This is a genomic window from Streptomyces sp. NBC_01445 (genome assembly GCF_035918235.1).
Lineage (GTDB): Bacteria > Actinomycetota > Actinomycetes > Streptomycetales > Streptomycetaceae > Streptomyces.
In genome coordinates, this window is record NZ_CP109485.1 from 6,047,150 (window position 1) to 6,064,546 (window position 17,397).

Below are 17,397 nucleotides of genomic sequence, written 5' to 3' on the forward strand. Positions count from 1 at the left end.
GTCCCCGCGTACCCACGACGAAGTGAGTGCTCATGTCCCCCGACACCCCCCACGGCACCGCCATACCCTCCCCGCCCCGCACCTTCAGGGCCGTCGCCCCCGTCATCGCCCTGTGCTGGCTCGTCGTCTTCTTCGACGGCATGGACGTCAACATCTACGGCGCCGTCATGCCGCACCTCCTCGACGACAAGGGCTTCGGCTTCACCGCCTCCACCGCCGGCACGATCGGCTCCTGGACCACGTTCGGCATGCTGATCGGCGCGCTCGGCTGCGGCACGCTGACCGACTGGCTCGGTCGCAAGCCGATGGTCACCGGCTCCGTCGTCCTCTTCTCCGCAGGCTCCGCCGTGTGCGCGCTCGCCCAGAGCGCCGCCGTGTTCGGCGGGGGCCGCTTCCTCGCCGGGCTCGGCCTCGGCGGCCTGATGCCGATCGGGCTCGCGATCGTCGCCGAGTTCGCCCCGCCCCGCAGGGCCGCCCTCGCCACCGGCCTGATGATGACCTCGTACCACGCGGGCGGCATGGCCGCGACGGGCCTCGGCCTCGCGCTCGGCCCCGACCACGGCTGGCGCGTCGTCTTCTGGGCCGGCGTCATCCCGGCCGTCATAGCCGTCCCCCTCGTCCTGAAATGGCTGCCCGAGTCCCCGGCCGTCCTGTTCGCCAAGGGGCGTACCGCCGACGCGAACACCGTCGCCGCCCGCTACGGGCTGCCCGAGCCGACCCGCGCCGAGGCCCCCGCCGCCGGCGCCAAGGGCCGCTTCGCCGCCGTCGCCTCGCTCTTCGCACCCGGCACCCGTGCCGCGACCCCGCTCCTGTGGGTCGCCTCCTTCGCCGGCCTGCTCCTCGTCTACGGCGTCTCCACCTGGCTCCCCGAGCTGATGCGAGCCTCCGGCTACTCGCTCTCCTCGTCCGTCACCTTCCTCATGGTGATCAACGCGGGCGGCATCGTCGGCATGCTCGTCGCGGGCCGCGCGGCCGACCGGTTCGGCGCGGCCAGGGTGTCCGCGCTGTGGTTCGTCCTGACAGCCTGCGGCGCCTTCCTGCTCCGCGCCCACCTGCCGCTCGGCGTCGCGTACGCCCTGGTCTTCGTCACCGGCGTCTGGCTGTTCTCCGCCCAGGTCATGGTCTACGCGGCCGCCCCTTCCGTATACACGCCCGGCCAGCGCGCCACCGGCCTCGGCTGGATCACCGGCGTGGGCCGCACCGGAGCCGTCGTCGGACCCTGGCTGGGCGGCGCGGTCGTCGCCGGAGGCAACGCGGGCCTCGGCTTCACCACCTTCGCCGCGGCCGCGGTCCTCGGCGCCGTCGCCATCTCCCTGGTGCCGCTCGTTCGGCGGAACACCGGGCATGTCCCGGACGTTGCGGGTAACAGGATGGGAAAGATCCTCCCTGAGCACTAGGCTGGGATCTTTGCCTGCCTATTACCCTTGAGCGCAAGGCCGCGCAGGGTGGCCATGGAGGAGTGAGATGAGGAGCAGTAACCCGGTCTTCTCGCGACGGGGGTTCAGCCGCGACAACGGCTACGCGGGCTTCAACGCGCAGCCGCAGGCCGGGGGACCCGCAGTCGGCACACAGGGGAACCCCTACGCCGGCAACAACCCGTACGCGCAGAATCCCTACGCACAGCAGGACCTGCAGTACGGCGCTCCGCCGCAGGCCCCGGCCACCACCGGCCGCATGACGATGGACGACGTCGTCATGCGCACCGCCACCACACTCGGCGTCCTCGTCGTGACGGCCGCGCTCGCCTGGGCGCTGCTGCCGGTCGACGACGCGCACATCAACAAGTCGTACGGCATCGCGATCGGCGCAGGCCTCGTCGCGATGGTGCTCGGCTTCGTCCAGGCGTTCAAGCGCAAGGCGTCCCCGGCGCTGATCCTCACGTACGCGGGCCTCGAGGGTGTCTTCCTCGGCGTCCTGTCGAGCATCGTCGACAACCGCATCGCGAGCGGCGCGGCCATGCAGGCCGTGATCGGCACGATGGCGGTCTTCGTGGCCGTCCTCGTCGCGTACAAGGCGGGCTGGATCCGGGTCAACCGCCGGTTCTACGGCTTCGTGATGGCCGCGGCCATGGGCTTCATCCTGCTCATGGCGGTGAACCTGCTGTTCTCCGTCTTCGGCGGCGGTGACGGCCTCGGCTTCCGCAGCGGCGGCCTCGGCATCGTCTTCGGCATCATCGGCGTGCTGCTCGGCGCGTGCTTCCTCGCTCTCGACTTCAAGCAGGTCGAGGACGGCATCGCGTACGGCGCCCCGCGCGAGGAGGCCTGGCTCGCGGCCTTCGGCCTCACGATGACGCTGGTCTGGATCTACCTCGAGTTCCTGCGCCTCATCGCGATCCTGCAGGGCAACGACTGATCAGCCGGCAGTAGTAGCTGAAAGGGCCCGCGCACCTACGGTGTGCGGGCTCTTTCATGGGTGCGGTCATGGGTGCGGTTGTCGTGGGGACGGTCGGGTCGGGGGTGGAACGCTCAGCCCAGGCGGCGGGCGGCCCGCCGCAGGTCGTACTCGTGGATGATCGCCTTGGCATGGCCGTACGCGAGCTCGTGCTCCCCGCGCAGCCAGCTGACCTTGTCTTCGAAGCGGAGGAAGCACGGGCCTTCCTCGACGGTGCGCAGCCAGTCGGAGATCTCACGACCGGTGCAGTGGGGGATGCGAGCCAGCAGATTCTGATGGGTCTCCTGCGAGAACACTTGGGACATCGGCGCCTCCGGACGCATTGCGATGTAGCCGGTCCTTCAGGCCACCGTGCCTGAGCGTTCGGTTGTTGGCAACAGTCGAGGGAAGGCGCATAGGGTCGCGGCATGCTCGATACGACGCCGTTGACGGATGCAGTGGACCGATTCGCCGACCGGCTGCGCGCCGCGCCGCAGAGCCGGCTCCAGCGAGGGGCCGCCGCCGAGGCGCTCGCCCTCGCCAGGGAACTCTCCGCCTGGGCACAGCGCCTGGAGGACCCGGAGGGACCCGTACGGGAGATGCCGGACGCCGGGATGTTCGCCGGGTCCGACCAGATCACCGTCGCCGCACGTGACCTGTCCGTCGTCCTGGAGGACACCGCCCAGCTGACCCAGGCGCTCACGCTCGTCGAGGAGGCACAGAAACGCGCCGGGGTGTGAGCCGACCCGGCGCGTTCTTCGATGTGTGGAGTTGGAAGCAGAGCGGGGGCGCTCAGACGGACGCTATGACCCGGTCGGCCAGGATGTAGACGTTCTCGTGGCCGCAGGCGAACGTGAGCGCGTACGCGCCCGAGACACCCGAGCCGCCGAGCAGCACGGGGGACTCGCCCTCGCGCAGCGCCGCGGCCAGCTGCTCCGCGGTCTCGCGGTGGCCGGGGGTCATGCAGAGCGTCGTGCCGTCCACGAAGACGTACACGTCGAGCGTGCCGAGCGGGCCCGGGCGCACATCGGCGAGCGCGGTGCGGGCGTCGGCCAGCTCCTCCAGACACGCCACCGTCCGCTCGTGGTCGCTGCTCCCGCCCGAGACGGGCGACTGCACCGGCACGAAGTCGGGGTGCGAGGGGTGACGGCGACGGGCGGCCGCGAGCTCCGCGGATTCTCCCGCGAACTCGTCCGCGCCCGCGTCGGCCGGCTCCACCACGGGCTCCAGGCCCGCCGCGAGACCCGGCTCGAGGCCCGCGAAATCGGCCTGGCGCGGCATGAACAGATCGTCACCGAGCCCCAGCGCGCCACCGAGCACGGACGGTGCGTCGGAGGCGTCCCGCGCCTCCTGCGCGGCCCAGAAGGCACGCGCCTCGGCGAGCTCGCGCTCCCGCTCCTCGGCGAGGGCGTCGGCGACAGCCGCGCGTATCTCCTCGGTGTCGGGCGTGGTGCGCGCGGCGGGCACGCCACGACCGGCGCCGATGGCGCGGTCATGGGCGAGCTCGTCCCGCAGTTCGGTGATCTGCCTGCGCAGTCCGTGGACGGTGTGCAGGGCAGCGGCGCCCACGGCCGTGGCGGCGGCCGTGGTGATGAGCAAAGCAAAAGGCATGGCGCTCACTGACGTACTCCCGGTTTCAAGTCGACCCCCGACTTCCTACATCAGCTTGAAGCCTGGACCATCCTGCTGTCAGTGCATTACGTCACGAAATGGACAGCTCTTTTGGCCGGGTGTTTAGGGGTGTTATGCCCTGAGAGCCCTGCTGACCTGCAAAAACCATCTCCCCCAGGAGATACGTCACATCCTGGGGGAGATTGGATCACGATTCAGCAGAGGCGCAACCCCGCCCCTCGGGCCACCAGGCTCAGCTGAGGCGCTCGATGACCATCGCCATGCCCTGGCCGCCGCCGACGCACATGGTCTCCAGACCGAACTGCTTGTCGTGGAACTGGAGGCTGTTGATCAGGGTGCCGGTGATGCGGGCGCCCGTCATGCCGAAGGGGTGGCCCACGGCGATCGCGCCACCGTTGATGTTCACCTTGTCCTCGTCGATGCCGAGGTCACGCGCCGACGGAATGACCTGCGCGGCGAACGCCTCGTTGATCTCGACCAGGTCGATGTCGCCGATGCCGAGCCCGGCGCGCTTCAGCGCCTGCTTCGACGCCTCTACCGGGCCGAGGCCCATGATCTCGGGGGACAGGCCCGAGACGCCGGTGGAGACGATGCGGGCGAGCGGCGTCAGGCCGAGCTCGCGGGCCTTCGTGTCGGACATGATCACAAGGGCCGCGGCGCCGTCGTTGAGCGGGCAGCAGTTCGCGGCCGTGACCATGCCGTCGGGGCGGAACACCGGCTTCAGGCCCGAGACGCCCTCCAGCGTGACACCCGCGCGCGGACCGTCGTCCTGCGAGACGACCGTGCCGTCGGGGGTGGTGACCGGGGTGATCTCCCGCTCCCAGAAGCCGTTCTTGATGGCCTGCTCGGCCAGGTTCTGCGAACGCACACCGAAGGCGTCCATGTCCGCGCGCGTGACGCCCTTCGTCCGCGCCAGGTTCTCGGCGGTCTGGCCCATCGCGATGTACGCGTCCGGGACGAGGCCGTCCTCGCGCGGGTCGTGCCACGAGGCGCCCTCGGACTCCGCGACGGCGGCCGTACGGGCCTCTGCCTCGGCGAACAGCGGGTTGTGCGTGTCCGGCAGCGAGTCCGAGTTGCCCTTCACGAAGCGCGACACCATCTCGACACCGGCCGAGATGAAGACGTCACCCTCGCCGGCCTTGATCGCGTGCAGCGCCATGCGGCTGGTCTGCAGCGACGACGAGCAGTAGCGGGTGACCGTACATCCCGGCAGGTGGTCCATGCCCATCTGCACGGCCACGATGCGGCCCAGGTTGTTGCCCTGCTCGCCGCCGGGCAGACCGCAGCCGAGCATCAGGTCGTCGATGTCCCGCGGGTCGAGCTCGGGGACCTTGGCCAGCGCGGCCTGGATGATCGTGGCGGTCAGATCGTCCGGGCGCAGGTCCTTGAGGGACCCCTTGAAGGCGCGGCCGATGGGAGAGCGGGCGGTCGAGACGATCACGGCTTCGGGCATCACGGCTCCAAGAGGTCTACGCGTACGAGCTATTCGCCTACCAGCTGGGAAGTTACCTTTACGTACTGTCCGGGTCACCGGTGTGCGCGTGTGACTCCCACCGCATTTTTCTAAGCGCTTGCTCAGGGCTCCGCCAGGGTAGGGGGAGCCTGGCCCGGGGGTGCCACAGGGCCCTAGATGTTCAGCGGTGTCGGGTCCTGAGTCGTCAGACGCCGGCGCCTACGACGCTTCAGCAAAGCCCACGGCCCCCTCGGACCCGTCGGCATCGCCGGCGTCACCTCCGTGCCGCCCTCTCCGGCCGCCTGGGCCGCCGCCCTGGCCACCGGCAGGAAACCCTCGCGCCGCGACACGTCCGGACGCTCCTCCTCCGGCCACAGCCCCAGCGACGCGCACAGCGTCGGCAGCACCGCCATCGCCGCCGTCGCATACCCCTCCGCCGACGGGTGGAAGTTGTCGGGACCGAACAGCTCCCGTGGGTTCGCCAGGAACTCCGGGCCGAGCAGGTCGCCCAGCGACACCGTGCGCCCGCCCTGCTCCACCGTGCCGATCGTCTGCGCCGCCGCCAGCTGCCGTGAGGCCCGCCGGGCCAGATACCGCAGCGGCTGGTTCACCGGCTCGATCGTGCCCAGATCCGGGCACGTCCCCACGACCACCTCCGCACCCGCCGTACGCAGCCTGCGCACCGCCGCCGACAGATGGCGCACCGAGCGGGTCGCCGGCATCCGGTGCGTCACGTCGTTCGCGCCGATCATCACGACGCACACGTCGGGCACCCAGTCCGGATCCGAGAGGATCACCGCGACCTGACGGTCCAGATCGTCGGACCTGGCGCCCGGCAGCGCCACGTTGCGCAGCTCCACCGGCCGCTCGGCCACCGCCGCGAGCCCCGAGGCGAGCAGCGCGCCCGGGGTCTGCCGGGCCCGGTGCACGCCCTGCCCCGCCGCCGTCGAGTCACCCAGCATCGCGAACCGCAGCGGCTCCGTCTCCGCCACCTCCGCGGCCGGACGCTCGGCGAACACCCTCCCGTAGAGACCGTTCGCGGACGGGACCTGCACGCCTCCCCTGTTGTGGTTGCCCACCTGCCGCTTCGCCAGTTGGACCTCCGCGATCACCAGACCGACCGCGGCCGCGCCGACCAGACCGATACCGCCGCCGCCGTACGCCGCGCCCGCGGCGATCCGCCGTGCCACCCTCGCCCTCGACATACGTCGCAGCCACCTGCCTCTGCGTAGTCCTTTTCAGCCGTACATCCAGTCATTGCCCCGTAAGTACGGTCGGCCAATCGCAACAGGCGATGAAGGGGCGGCACTCGGCTTACGCTGACCGCACATCACATCGCGGATCCCTCACAGATCCATCGCAGCCCGGAGACAACGGTGCAATTCCACGACTCGATGATCAGCCTCGTCGGCAACACCCCGCTCGTGAGGCTCAACAGCGTGACCGAAGGCATTCAGGCAACCGTCCTGGCCAAGGTCGAGTACTTCAACCCCGGCGGTTCGGTGAAGGACCGCATCGCCGTGCGAATGATCGAGGCGGCGGAGGAGAGCGGCGCGCTCAAGCCCGGCGGCACGATCGTGGAGCCGACCAGCGGCAACACGGGCGTCGGCCTGGCCATCGTGGCCCAGCAGAAGGGGTACAAGTGCATCTTCGTGTGCCCCGACAAGGTCTCCACGGACAAGATCAACGTGCTGCGGGCGTACGGCGCGGAGGTCGTCGTCTGCCCGACGGCCGTGGACCCGGAGCACCCGGACTCGTACTACAACGTCTCCGACCGGCTCGTGCGTGAGACGCCCGGGGCCTGGAAGCCGGACCAGTACAGCAACCCCAACAACCCCCTCTCGCACTATCACTCCACCGGCCCCGAGCTGTGGGAGCAGACGGAGGGCGAGATCACGCACTTCGTGGCGGGCGTCGGCACGGGCGGCACGATCTCCGGCACCGGCCGCTATCTGAAGGACGCGAGCGAGGGCCGCGTGCAGGTCATCGGCGCCGATCCGGAGGGCTCGGTGTACTCCGGCGGCTCCGGCCGCCCGTACCTCGTGGAGGGCGTGGGCGAGGACTTCTGGCCGACGGCGTACGACCGCACGGTCGCGGACGAGATCGTCGCGGTCTCCGACAAGGACTCCTTCCAGATGACCCGCCGCCTCGCCAAGGAGGAGGGCCTCCTCGTGGGCGGCTCCTGCGGCATGGCAGTCGTAGCGGCCCTCCGCGTAGCGGAACGCCTCGGCCCCCAGGACGTGGTGGTGGTCCTCCTCCCGGACAGCGGCCGCGGCTACCTCAGCAAGATCTTCAATGACGAGTGGATGGCCGACTACGGCTTCCTCGCCGACACGGGTACGAGCGCGCGCGTGGGCGACGTGCTCCAGGACAAGGAGGGCGGCGCGCTGCCGTCACTCGTCCACATGCACCCGGAGGAGACCGTCGGCGAGGCCATCGAGGTGCTGCGCGAGTACGGCGTCTCGCAGATGCCCATCGTGAAGCCGGGCGCCGGCCACCCGGACGTGATGGCGGCCGAGGTCATCGGGTCCGTCGTCGAACGGGAGCTGCTCGACGCCCTGTTCACGCAGCGCGCCTCGCTCGGCGACCCGCTGGAGAAGCACATGTCGGCCCCGCTGCCGCAGGTCGGCTCGGGCGAGCCGGTGGAGGACCTGATGTCCGTGCTCGGCTCCGCGGACGCGGCGATCGTCCTGGTGGAGGGCAAGCCCAAGGGTGTGGTCAGCCGCCAGGACCTGTTGTCCTTCCTCGCGAAGAGCGCGAGCAGCGGGAAGTAACGGGAGCGGGTTCGTGCAATCGGTACGAGCGCGACACGTGCGCGCAGCACCCGCTTAACACGGGTCCGGCACATTGGTGGGTGTCGGCAGGGGTGGGAGCGGCTCCCCGCCCAGGCCGGCACCGTAGCGGCGTCAAGGACCTCCGGAGCGGCTCCCGGACCTCCACGGACGCCTGCGGACGCGGTGACCCGGTCCTGACCCGGTTCCGTGTCCTTCGCGGGGACCGCCGTCGTCCCGCCCCCCGTTCACGGGGGTGCGGCGGTCCCCGCGCAACACTCTTCTGAGCCTTCTGAGCGCTCTCCTATTCGACGAACAGGCTCCGTTCCGCCGCGCGCACGTCGAATTCCTCCAGGCGGGCCTGCGCCTCGGGCAGGTTGTCGCACATCGCTTCCAGGAGTACGCGGCCGAGCAGCATCGGTGAGCACGCCGTGTCGAAGGCGAGGCCCTCGCCGACCGCGGCGGGCAGGAGCAGGTCCGAGTGCTTGGCGACGGGGGCGAAGGCCGAGTCGGCGACGGTGATCACGGTGAGGCCGGCCGACTTGGCGTAGGCGAGCGCGTCGACGACTTCCTTGGGGTGGCGGGGGAGCGCGAAGCAGAGGAGCGCGGTGGCTCCGGCGCGGACCGCGGCGTCGACGCGGTCGGCGAGCATCGTGCCGCCCTCGTCGAGGAGCCGTACGTCGGGGTGGACCTTCGCCGCGAAGTACGAGAAGCCGTAGGCCTGGGAGGCCGCGGCGCGCAGGCCGAGGACGAGGAGCGGGCGGGAGGCGGCGAGGAGGCGGCCCGCACGTTCGATCGGGGCGGGGTCGGCGAGGAGCTGGGCGAGGTGACGCAGGTTCTCGATCTCGGCCTCGACGGCCTGCTGGTACTCGTTGGCCGAGGCGGGGGTGGCGGGTTCGGCGGGGGCGACCTCGCGCAGGTGTTTGCGCAGGGCGGGGTAGCCGTCGAAGCCGAGTGCCACCGCGAAGCGGGTGACGGAGGGCTGGCTGACTCCCGCGAGTTCGGCGAGTTCCACGGAGGAGAGGAACGGGACGTCGGCGGCGCGGCGCACCATGCAGTGGGCGATGCGGCGCTGAGTGGGTGTCAGGCGGTGGACCTCGAAGAGCTGTTGGAGTCGTGCGGCAGGGCTGTCGTTCATTCCGTCCCCCCAGGGCGGTCTGATCCGGCTGTTGCGGTGGCTGTGGCCGGTCCGTCTGTTCCGTCGGCGATGCGGGTGAAGCTGTCCAGGAGTCCCGCCGCGGCCCGGGTGACATCTTCCGTCAGGGGGCGGTCGGTTGCGTCCTGGTCGAGGACCGTATCCGCGAGGGCGAAGGCGCGGCCGACCGGGAGTTCGGGGTCGGGGTGCATGTCGCGCTGGCGCAACGCCCGTACGGCGGCGACGAGTTCGCAGCCGACGACGAGGCGGTAGGCCTCGCAGATGCGCAGGGTCTGGCGGGCGGCGAGGGACGCGAAGCTGGCCTGTTCCTCGACGCCGCGGGAGAGGACCGCGTGGCCGAGTGACGCGGGGGCGGCGAAGGCGCGCAGGTCGCCGAGGGCCGCTCCGGCCGCGTATTCGAGGATCATCACGCCCGAGGAGGCGGGTTCGCCGTCGGCGAGGAAGGGGCGCAGACGGGTGTAGGCCGGTTCGTTGAGGGTGGACAGGCGTGAGGTGGAGAGCCGGGCGACCTGGGCGATGGCGAGCCTGAAGTGGTCGAGTGCCAGGGCGAGTTGGGCCATGTAGAAGCCGCCGTGGTGGTAGGCGGCCATGTCCTGGGGGGAGATGAGGGGGTTCTCGGCGGCGGCGTTGATCTCGACGGTGAGTACGTCTTCGAGGGCGTCGGCGGCGTCCTGGGCGGGGCCGTGGATCTGGGGGACGCAGCGGAAGCCGTACGGGTCCTGGATGCGGCCCAGCGGCGGGGTCGGGCGTTCGGGGGCCCCGAGGATCGCGCGCATGCGGGCGGCGACGGCGTACGAGCCGCGGTGGTGGCGGGCCTCGTGGACGGGCAGGGCGTACGCCTCGTAGGAGCCGTCGACGGCCAGCAGGGAGAGTGCGGCGACGAGCTGGGTGGCGGAGATCAGGTCGCGCAGTTCGTGGAGCGCGAGGGCCGACTGGCCGAGAGTGAGGGCGTTGCTGCTGATGAGGGCGAGGGCGTCGTTGTTGTCGAGGGGCTGGGCGTCGGGGGCGCCGTCGCCGCGCCAGGGGTGCTCGCCGGCGAGGGCGAGGCCCATCTGGGCGAGGGCGGCGATGTCGCCGGTGCCGACGGAGCCGAACTCGTTCACGACGGGGTAGGCGCCGGCCTCCAGGGCTTCGCAGAGCGCGGTGACGACGGTGGGCCGCAGCCCCGCACCGCCGGCGAGGAGCTGGTTGGCGCGGACGGCTAGCATGGCGCGGACCTGCCGTGCGGGCAGCTCGTCGCCGATGGCGCCGGCGTGGCTGCGGAGCAGGCGCAGGCCGTGGTCGGCGGCGGCCTCGGTGGGCACGTCCTCGTTCCGGTTCGCGCCGACGCCGGTGGAGCGGCCGTAGACGCGGCCCCAGGCGGCGATCTCGCGGGCGGCGTTCCAGGACTCCTCGACGCGCTTCATGGCGTCGGTGCCGGGCACGGGCCGGGCGGCGGAGTCGGCCAGGCGTACGACGTCGGGCACGGGGAGACCGTGTCCGTCGAGCACGACGACGGGCGTGAGGCCCGGGGTGGCCGTCATTCGGGGCTTACCCGCGGTGTCCGCGATGTGAGACGACATGGTGCGCCAAACCCTCCTCAAACGGACGTCTTGTCTCGTTCCTCGGCTGCGTTAACCAGCGATTTACCTGGCGATGTGCGCCGGGGCATTGACAACTTATTCAGATACAGAGAACTCTGCATGACGATATGCAGCCCGGGCAAGGGGACTCCACATGATCCAGTTCGATACGGTCCACAAACGCTTCCCGAACGGCACGACGGCAGTGCACGACCTGACGCTCGACATGCCGGAAGGGGGCGTGACCGTCTTCGTCGGGTCTTCCGGTTGCGGCAAGACGACCAGTCTGCGGATGATCAACCGGATGGTCGACCCGACCTCCGGCACCATCCGCGTCGGCGGCCGTGACGTCCTTGAGCAGGACGCGGCCGAGCTGCGCCGCTCCATCGGGTACGTCATCCAGCAGTCCGGCCTCTTCCCGCACCGCACCGTCCTCGACAACATCGCGACGGTGCCGCTCCTGCTCGGCTGGGGCCGGCGCAAGGCGCGGGCGCGGGCGGCCGAGCTCCTGGAGACCGTCGGCCTCACCGCCGAGGCCGGCAAGCGCTACCCGCACCAGCTCTCCGGCGGCCAGCAGCAGCGCGTCGGCGTGGCCCGCGCGCTCGCCGCCGACCCGCCGGTGCTGCTCATGGACGAGCCGTTCGGCGCGGTCGACCCCGTCGTGCGTACTCAGCTCCAGGACGAACTCCTGCGCCTCCAGCAGGAGTTGAACAAGACCATCGTCTTCGTCACGCACGACATCGACGAGGCCGTACGGCTCGGCGACCGGATAGCCGTCTTCCGCACGGGCGGTCACCTCGTCCAGTGCGCGCCGCCCGCCGAGCTGCTCGCCCGCCCCGCGGACGACTTCGTCGCCGACTTCCTGGGCGCCGAGCGCGGCCTGAAGCTGCTGTCCCTGACCACGCTCGCGGACGTCGGCCAGGGGCCGGCCCCGGAGGGCACCGGCTGGGAACTGGTCCTCGACGCGGCCCGCAAGCCGCTGCTGTGGCGTGACGAGGGCACCTCCGCCGAGGTGCCGGTGCGCCCGCTGCGGGACACGGACTCGCTCCTGTCGGCGCTGAACGAGTCGCTCGCGGCGCCCGGCGGCCTCGTGGCCCGGGTCGACGCGGACGGCGTCCTGACCGGCGTCACGTCCCGCGACGAGATCCACGACCGCGCGGGCCTCGCCCACATAGCCGCCGGCACCCGCGTGGACGCGCCCGAGGCCGCAGGCGACACCAGCGACGCCGCCGTCCACAAGGACGACACGGACGTCCAGAAGGACTCGGACGTGGCCTCATGACCATCGACTGGTCGTGGATATCGGAGCACACCTCCGACCTCACCACGCTCACGCTCTCGCACCTCCAGGCAGCGCTCTCCGCCGTCCTGCTCGGCCTGGTCATCTCGCTGCCGCTGGCCGTCGTCGCCCATCGCGTCAAGCCGCTGCGCGGCTTCCTGCTCGGGTTCTCGAACGTCCTGTTCACGATCCCGTCGATCGCGGTGTTCGTCCTGCTGCTCCCGGTCTCCGGCCTCACCCGCACCACCACGGTCATCGGCCTGACGATCTACACGCTCGTGGTGCTCCTGCGGAACACCGTCGAGGGCCTCGACTCGGTACCGGCGAAGACCAAGGAGGCCGCGAAGGCCATGGGGACGCGCCCGCTGCGCACCCTGCTCACCGTCGAACTGCCCCTCGCCCTGCCGGTGATCATGGCCGGGGTGCGGATCGCGACCGTCATGGCGATCTCCCTGGTCTCCGTGGCGACGTACATCGGCGACGGCGGGCTCGGCCAGCTGTTCACCGACGGGTTCCAGCGCAACTTCCCGACCCCGGTCATCGCCGGCGTCGTGCTGACCCTGCTCCTCGCGCTCGCCGCGGACGCGGTCCTCGTCGCGGTGCAGTACGTGCTGACCCCCTGGACCCGCCGCCGGAGGAGTGCCTGAGATGTACGAGCTCTTCAAGAACCTCGGCGCGTGGCTGGTCGACGGCGACCAGTGGGCGGGCCCCGACGGCATCGCGCACCGTCTCGCCGAGCACCTCCAGTACTCGCTGCTCGCCACGCTCATCGCGGCCGTCATCGCGCTGCCGCTCGGCCTGCTCATCGGCCACACCGGGCGCGGCGCGTTCCTCGCGATCAACCTGTCCAGCTTCGGCCGCGCGCTGCCGACCGTCGGCCTGGTCGTCCTCGTCTTCCTGGCGAGCGGCCTGTCCATGTGGCCGGTCTACATCGCGCTCGTGGCCCTCGCGGTCCCGTCGATCGTCACCAACACGTACGCGGGCATGTCCGCCGTGGACCCGGAGGTCAGGGACGCGGCGCGCGGCCAGGGCATGCGCGGCCACCAGGTCCTGTTCCAGGTGGAGCTGCCGCTCGCGATGCCGCTGATCATGACCGGGCTGCGGCTCGCCCTGATCCAGGTCGTCGCGACGGCGACCATCGCCGCGTACGTCTCCTTCGGCGGCCTCGGCCGCTACGTCTTCGACGGGCTCGCCCAGCGCGACCTCGTGCAGGTGCTCGGCGGTGCCGTCCTCGTGGCGGTCGTCGCCGTCGTACTCGACCTCGCGCTCTCCGCACTGCAGCGCGCCCTCTTCCGCCACCGCCCCGCCAAGTCGGCCTAGGAGCACGCAAGATGAACCGCAGGACTGTCATCGGCGGCCTGTTCGCCGCAGCCTCCGTCCCCGCGCTCGCCGCGTGCAGCGGCGGCATCACCTCTCTCGACGGCCAGGGCTCGGGCGGCGGGGGCGGCGGCTCCAGCAAGAACGGCGTCACCATCGGCACCGCCAACTTCACCGAGAACCAGGTGCTGGGCTACCTGTACGCGGCCGCGCTCGAAGCGGCCGGTGTGAAGACGAAGGTCCGCCCCAACCTCGGCACCCGCGAGATCCTCATCCCCGCCCTCAAGGGCGGTGACATCGACCTGCTCCCCGAGTACCAGGGCGCCCTCCTGCACTACCTCGACCCGAAGTCGACGGCCACCGAGGAGGGCGAGATGCAGAACGCCCTCGCCGTCGTCCTGCCCAAGGGCCTGCAGATCCTGCCCTACGGCCTGGCGGAGGACTCCGACGCGTTCGTCGTCACCGCCGAGACGGCGAAGAAGTACAAGCTGACCTCGCTCGCCGACCTGGCCGAGCACAACGGCAAGCTCGTCATCGGCGCCGCCCCCGAGGTGAAGAAGCGCCAGGTGGGCGCGGTCGGCCTGAAGGACGTGTACGGCGTCGAGTTCAAGGAGTTCAAGTCCCTCGACTCGTCGGGTCCGCTGGTCAAGGGCGCCCTGAAGAAGGGCGACGTCGACGTGGCGAACCTCTTCACCACCGACACGGACATCGTCGACAACCACTGGGTCGTCCTCACCGACCCCAAGAACCTCGTCCCCGGCCAGCACGTCGTCCCGCTCGTCGCCGACCGCAAGGCCGACTCGACGGTCCGCAAGGCGCTCGCGCGCCTGGGCAACGTACTGACCACGGAGCAGCTCACCGAGCTCAACCGGCAGGTGGACAAGGACAAGAAGGATCCCGAGGACGTCGCCAACGCGTACGCGCGTCAGCACGGGATCAGCAAGGGCTGAAGGAGAGTCGGATCATGGCCGAAGCACTCGTGGAGCGGCGCTCCATCGACGTAGTCCCCGACGAGGAACGTCACGGCACGGCGTTCTCGCAGTTCACGCTCTGGCTCGGCGCGAACCTCCAGATCACCGCCGTCGTGACGGGCGCACTCGCCGTCGTCTTCGGCGGGGACGTGGTCTGGTCGCTCGTCGGGCTCGTCGTCGGCAACCTGCTGGGCGGCGCCGTCATGGCGCTGCACTCGGCGCAGGGCCCCAGGCTCGGCCTGCCGCAGATGATCCAGTCACGCGCCCAGTTCGGTGTGCGCGGCGCGGTCGTCCCGCTGCTCCTGGTGATCCTGATGTACGTCGGGTTCTTCGCGAGCGGCAGCGTGCTCGCCGGACAGGCCGTCGGCGAGCTCACGCACACCGGCGACACCACGGGCATCGTCGTGTTCGCCCTGGTCACCGGGGCGATGGCGACCGTCGGCTACCGCGTCATCCACGCGCTCGGCCGGGTCGCCAGCATCGTGTGCGCCGTCGCCTTCGTCTACCTCGGCATCCGGCTCCTGGACCGGGTCGACCTGTCCGCGCTGCTGCACGACGCGCACTTCGACGCCCCGATGTTCCTGCTCGCCATCTCGCTCTCCGCGTCCTGGCAGCTCGCCTTCGGCCCGTACGTCGCGGACTACTCGCGCTATCTGCCCCGCACGACGTCGGCGAAGTCCACGTTCTGGTGGACGCTGTCGGGGTCGGCGATCGGCTCGCAGTGGTCGATGACGTTCGGCGTCCTCGTCGCGGCGACGGCGGGCGCGAAGTTCCTCGACAACCAGGTCAGCTACGTGGTCGGCCTCGGCGGCGCCGGGATCATCGCCTCGTTCCTGTACTTCGTGATCGCGCTCGGCAAGCTCACCATCAACGTGCTCAACACGTACGGCGGCTTCATGTCGATGGTGACGAGCGTCAGCGGCTTCCGCGGCCAGAAGGTCCTCTCGCAGGGCGCCAGGGCCGCGTACATCGCGCTGATCATGATCGCGGGCACGGCGGTCGCGCTCATCGGCAAGGACAGCTTCCTGTCGTCCTTCAAGGACTTCCTGCTGTTCCTGCTGACCTTCTTCACGCCCTGGTCGGCGATCAACCTGGTCGACTACTACCTGATCTCCAAGGAGCGGTACGACATCCCGGCCCTCTCCGACCCGCACGGGCGCTACGGGGCCTGGCGCTGGGACGCGCTCACCGTGTACGCGGTCGGGCTCCTCGCGCAGCTCCCGTTCCTCGCCACGCACTTCTACACGGGCCCCCTCGTCGAGCCGCTCGGCGGCGCCGACGTCTCCTGGATCGTGGGCCTCGTGGTGCCGGCCGTCCTGTACTGGGCCGTGGCCCGGCGCAACACGGCGCACATCCCCGAGCGGACGCTGCGTGAGCCGGTGGCGGCGGAGTAGGGACCGGCCCAGGGACAAGAGGGGGGCTAGCCCCACTGCCACGGCGGGATTCACTCCGTACCGTAGGCCGGTATGGAAGCCCGTGACGCCGAACTCAAGAAGGAACTCGACGCCACCCTGCACGCGCGCAGGGAACTCGGCGAAGAGTACGAGTCCGCGCTCGTCGACTCGTTCCTGGACAAGGTCGAGCAGCGCCTCGACGGTGCCGTGGACCGCCGCGTGCGGCGGCAGCTGGCGGAGCAGCAGATGGTCGTCGCCCGCGGCGCGCGCTCCCCGCGCGGCGACAGCGACAGCTGGGGCGAGCGCTTCGGCTTCGGCGTCGTCTCCCTGGTCCTCGCCATCCCGCTGTCCGCGATCGCCGTCGTCAACGCCGATCTCCCCGGCCTGCTGATCGCCTGGACGGGCATCGTCGGCGTGAACGCGCTGCACGCGGTGCGGGGGATGCCGAGGTTCGGGTCGCGCAAGGAGCGCGACTCCTCGGACTGGGAGGACTGAGCCCCCGCACGCGCGGGGGGCGCCGCACCCGGCGGGGCGCGGCGCCGTCCCTGAGCGGGCGGGAGGGCCTGGAGACTCAGACGTCCAGCTCCGCCTCGATCTTCTTCAGCTGGTGGCGTGCCATCGCCAGGTTCGCGCGGCTCGAGTCGAGGACCAGGTACAGGAAGAGGCCGTTGCCGGATCGCCCCGACAGCAGGCGGATCAGGTGGTACTGGGTGCCGAGCGTGATCAGGATGTCCTCGATCTCGTCCTTGAGGCCGAGGTGCTCCATGGTGCGGAGCTTCGCCCGTACGACGTCGGTGTTGCCCGCGGCGGCCACTTCGAGGTCGAAGTCCTTGCTGCCGCCGATGGTGCCAAGCGCCATGCCGCTCGTGTAGTCGACGAGCGCGGCGGCGGTGGCGCCTTCGATCGAGGTGACGGCGTCCTTGAGGGAGGCTTCGGTGTTGGCCATGGTCGGTCCTTTCGAGGGATGCACGTGTGCGGTGGAGTCGTTCAGGAAGCGGACGGGGGCGGTACGGGGCGTGTCGGCAGCCGCTGTTGCCGGGGCGACGGCCGTGCCTGCCGCCCCTCGGGCGCGGGCCGAGGTTCGACGGGTGTCAGGACGTCCGCCACGAGTTCGCCGATACGCGCCCCGGAGCGGCGGCCCTCCAGGTGCAGGCGGCCGACGCTGACCTGGTCGTCCGCGAGCAGCGTCAGGACGGCTGACGGGCCGGCCGCGTAGGTGGCCACATAGCCGTGCGTGCCGCGCACGAGGAGTTCGCGGAGGGCGCCGCGCCCCGTCGCGTCGGCCATGCGCAGGGCCACACCGAGTGAGGCGGCGGTGAGCGCGGCGAGGGACTCGGCCTCCACGCCCGGGGTGTCCTGGGCGAGCACGAGCCCGTCGACACCCGCCGCGAGCGCACCCGTGAGGCGGGGCATCCGAGCCCTCAACCGGTGCAGTTCTTCGAGGACTTCGGCCTCGGCCGTCATCAGCTGTCTCCTCTCGGCACGCTGGCGG

Annotated in this window: 18 protein-coding genes; 10 read left to right on the forward strand and 8 right to left on the reverse strand. The window is 70.9% G+C overall.

Annotated elements, in window-relative coordinates; genetic code table 11:
• Positions 1–32 precede the first annotated feature (32 nt).
• Together OG574_RS27615 and OG574_RS27620 are read left to right on the forward strand one after the other, a co-directional pair.
• On the forward strand, positions 33–1,397 hold the full coding sequence (locus OG574_RS27615) for an MFS transporter (RefSeq protein WP_326775399.1): 1,365 nt from the start codon (positions 33–35) through the stop codon (positions 1,395–1,397).
• Positions 1,398–1,464: 67 nt separating this feature from the next.
• A complete protein-coding gene (locus OG574_RS27620; protein WP_326775400.1) occupies positions 1,465–2,352 on the forward strand; it encodes a Bax inhibitor-1/YccA family protein in 888 nt (295 codons plus the stop codon).
• 113 nt (positions 2,353–2,465) lie between these two features.
• Here the strand turns inward: OG574_RS27620 and OG574_RS27625 are convergent, their stop codons facing one another.
• Positions 2,466–2,696, reverse strand: coding sequence for a DUF4287 domain-containing protein (locus tag OG574_RS27625; protein ID WP_326712632.1), 231 nt, complete (start codon positions 2,694–2,696; stop codon positions 2,466–2,468).
• 102 nt (positions 2,697–2,798) lie between these two features.
• On the opposite strand from OG574_RS27625, the gene OG574_RS27630 reads away from it, so the two are divergent.
• Complete coding sequence (locus tag OG574_RS27630; protein WP_100597918.1) at positions 2,799–3,110, forward strand: hypothetical protein; 312 nt, start codon at positions 2,799–2,801, stop codon at positions 3,108–3,110.
• Positions 3,111–3,162: 52 nt separating this feature from the next.
• Here the strand turns inward: OG574_RS27630 and OG574_RS27635 are convergent, their stop codons facing one another.
• The 3 genes from OG574_RS27635 to OG574_RS27645 form a co-directional block, all read right to left on the reverse strand.
• On the reverse strand, positions 3,163–3,981 hold the full coding sequence (locus tag OG574_RS27635) for a hypothetical protein (RefSeq protein ID WP_326778640.1): 819 nt from the start codon (positions 3,979–3,981) through the stop codon (positions 3,163–3,165).
• A gap of 253 nt (positions 3,982–4,234) precedes the next feature.
• Positions 4,235–5,455, reverse strand: coding sequence for an acetyl-CoA C-acetyltransferase (locus OG574_RS27640; protein ID WP_326775401.1), 1,221 nt, complete (start codon positions 5,453–5,455; stop codon positions 4,235–4,237).
• Positions 5,456–5,628: 173 nt separating this feature from the next.
• Complete coding sequence (locus OG574_RS27645; protein ID WP_199842041.1) at positions 5,629–6,660, reverse strand: SGNH/GDSL hydrolase family protein; 1,032 nt, start codon at positions 6,658–6,660, stop codon at positions 5,629–5,631.
• Between the two features lie 171 nt (positions 6,661–6,831).
• Between OG574_RS27645 and OG574_RS27650 the strand changes: the two genes are divergently transcribed.
• Entirely contained in the window at positions 6,832–8,229 is a 1,398-nt protein-coding gene (locus tag OG574_RS27650; RefSeq protein ID WP_326775402.1) for a cystathionine beta-synthase, read from the forward strand.
• 301 nt (positions 8,230–8,530) lie between these two features.
• Here OG574_RS27650 and OG574_RS27655 read toward each other — a convergent pair whose 3' ends face one another.
• Together OG574_RS27655 and OG574_RS27660 are read right to left on the reverse strand one after the other, a co-directional pair.
• Positions 8,531–9,364 carry a MurR/RpiR family transcriptional regulator gene (locus tag OG574_RS27655; RefSeq protein WP_100597922.1) on the reverse strand — a complete coding sequence of 278 codons (834 nt, stop codon included), beginning with the start codon at positions 9,362–9,364 and terminating at the stop codon, positions 8,531–8,533.
• On the reverse strand, positions 9,361–10,944 hold the full coding sequence (locus OG574_RS27660; RefSeq protein WP_398377919.1) for an aromatic amino acid ammonia-lyase: 1,584 nt from the start codon (positions 10,942–10,944) through the stop codon (positions 9,361–9,363). Before OG574_RS27660 ends, OG574_RS27655 begins: the two co-directional genes overlap by 4 nt.
• A gap of 154 nt (positions 10,945–11,098) precedes the next feature.
• Between OG574_RS27660 and OG574_RS27665 the strand changes: the two genes are divergently transcribed.
• From OG574_RS27665 to OG574_RS27690, 6 genes are all read left to right on the forward strand, one after another.
• Positions 11,099–12,226: an ABC transporter ATP-binding protein gene (locus tag OG574_RS27665; RefSeq protein ID WP_326775403.1), complete on the forward strand. Its 1,128-nt coding sequence runs from the start codon at positions 11,099–11,101 to the stop codon at positions 12,224–12,226.
• On the forward strand, positions 12,223–12,870 hold the full coding sequence (locus OG574_RS27670; RefSeq protein ID WP_326775404.1) for an ABC transporter permease: 648 nt from the start codon (positions 12,223–12,225) through the stop codon (positions 12,868–12,870). Before OG574_RS27665 ends, OG574_RS27670 begins: the two co-directional genes overlap by 4 nt.
• A gap of 1 nt (position 12,871) precedes the next feature.
• Positions 12,872–13,543, forward strand: coding sequence for an ABC transporter permease (locus OG574_RS27675; RefSeq protein WP_326775405.1), 672 nt, complete (start codon positions 12,872–12,874; stop codon positions 13,541–13,543).
• 11 nt (positions 13,544–13,554) lie between these two features.
• Positions 13,555–14,490 (forward strand): ABC transporter substrate-binding protein, encoded by a 936-nt coding sequence (locus OG574_RS27680; RefSeq protein WP_326775406.1) that lies wholly within the window; start codon positions 13,555–13,557, stop codon positions 14,488–14,490.
• Positions 14,491–14,504: 14 nt separating this feature from the next.
• A complete protein-coding gene (locus OG574_RS27685) occupies positions 14,505–15,905 on the forward strand; it encodes a purine-cytosine permease family protein (RefSeq protein ID WP_326775407.1) in 1,401 nt (466 codons plus the stop codon).
• Positions 15,906–15,977: 72 nt separating this feature from the next.
• Positions 15,978–16,400, forward strand: coding sequence for a hypothetical protein (locus OG574_RS27690; RefSeq protein WP_100597928.1), 423 nt, complete (start codon positions 15,978–15,980; stop codon positions 16,398–16,400).
• Positions 16,401–16,476: 76 nt separating this feature from the next.
• On the opposite strand, the gene OG574_RS27695 is transcribed toward OG574_RS27690, so the two are convergent.
• On the reverse strand, positions 16,477–16,851 hold the full coding sequence (locus OG574_RS27695) for a hypothetical protein (protein WP_326775408.1): 375 nt from the start codon (positions 16,849–16,851) through the stop codon (positions 16,477–16,479).
• A gap of 41 nt (positions 16,852–16,892) precedes the next feature.
• Positions 16,893–17,369, reverse strand: a complete 477-nt coding sequence (locus OG574_RS27700; protein ID WP_326775409.1) for a roadblock/LC7 domain-containing protein — start codon at positions 17,367–17,369, stop codon at positions 16,893–16,895.
• Positions 17,370–17,397: the final 28 nt, after the last annotated feature.

Excerpts from the sequence above, each read along its gene's own strand:
- OG574_RS27630 (WP_100597918.1), top strand. The coding sequence starts at position 2,799 with ATGCTCGATACGACGCCGTTGACGGATGCAGTGGACCGATTCGCCGAC.
- OG574_RS27685 (WP_326775407.1), top strand. The coding sequence starts at position 14,505 with ATGGCCGAAGCACTCGTGGAGCGGCGCTCCATCGACGTAGTCCCCGAC.
- OG574_RS27690 (WP_100597928.1), top strand. The coding sequence starts at position 15,978 with ATGGAAGCCCGTGACGCCGAACTCAAGAAGGAACTCGACGCCACCCTG.
- OG574_RS27680 (WP_326775406.1), top strand. The coding sequence starts at position 13,555 with ATGAACCGCAGGACTGTCATCGGCGGCCTGTTCGCCGCAGCCTCCGTC.
- OG574_RS27620 (WP_326775400.1), top strand. The coding sequence starts at position 1,465 with ATGAGGAGCAGTAACCCGGTCTTCTCGCGACGGGGGTTCAGCCGCGAC.
- OG574_RS27670 (WP_326775404.1), top strand. The coding sequence starts at position 12,223 with ATGACCATCGACTGGTCGTGGATATCGGAGCACACCTCCGACCTCACC.
- OG574_RS27640 (WP_326775401.1), bottom strand. The coding sequence starts at position 5,455 with ATGCCCGAAGCCGTGATCGTCTCGACCGCCCGCTCTCCCATCGGCCGC.
- OG574_RS27660 (WP_398377919.1), bottom strand. The coding sequence starts at position 10,944 with ATGTCGTCTCACATCGCGGACACCGCGGGTAAGCCCCGAATGACGGCC.
- OG574_RS27665 (WP_326775403.1), top strand. The coding sequence starts at position 11,099 with ATGATCCAGTTCGATACGGTCCACAAACGCTTCCCGAACGGCACGACG.
- OG574_RS27625 (WP_326712632.1), bottom strand. The coding sequence starts at position 2,696 with ATGTCCCAAGTGTTCTCGCAGGAGACCCATCAGAATCTGCTGGCTCGC.
- OG574_RS27635 (WP_326778640.1), bottom strand. The coding sequence starts at position 3,981 with ATGCCTTTTGCTTTGCTCATCACCACGGCCGCCGCCACGGCCGTGGGC.
- OG574_RS27615 (WP_326775399.1), top strand. The coding sequence starts at position 33 with ATGTCCCCCGACACCCCCCACGGCACCGCCATACCCTCCCCGCCCCGC.
- OG574_RS27695 (WP_326775408.1), bottom strand. The coding sequence starts at position 16,851 with ATGGCCAACACCGAAGCCTCCCTCAAGGACGCCGTCACCTCGATCGAA.
- OG574_RS27700 (WP_326775409.1), bottom strand. The coding sequence starts at position 17,369 with ATGACGGCCGAGGCCGAAGTCCTCGAAGAACTGCACCGGTTGAGGGCT.
- OG574_RS27655 (WP_100597922.1), bottom strand. The coding sequence starts at position 9,364 with ATGAACGACAGCCCTGCCGCACGACTCCAACAGCTCTTCGAGGTCCAC.
- OG574_RS27675 (WP_326775405.1), top strand. The coding sequence starts at position 12,872 with ATGTACGAGCTCTTCAAGAACCTCGGCGCGTGGCTGGTCGACGGCGAC.
- OG574_RS27645 (WP_199842041.1), bottom strand. The coding sequence starts at position 6,660 with ATGTCGAGGGCGAGGGTGGCACGGCGGATCGCCGCGGGCGCGGCGTAC.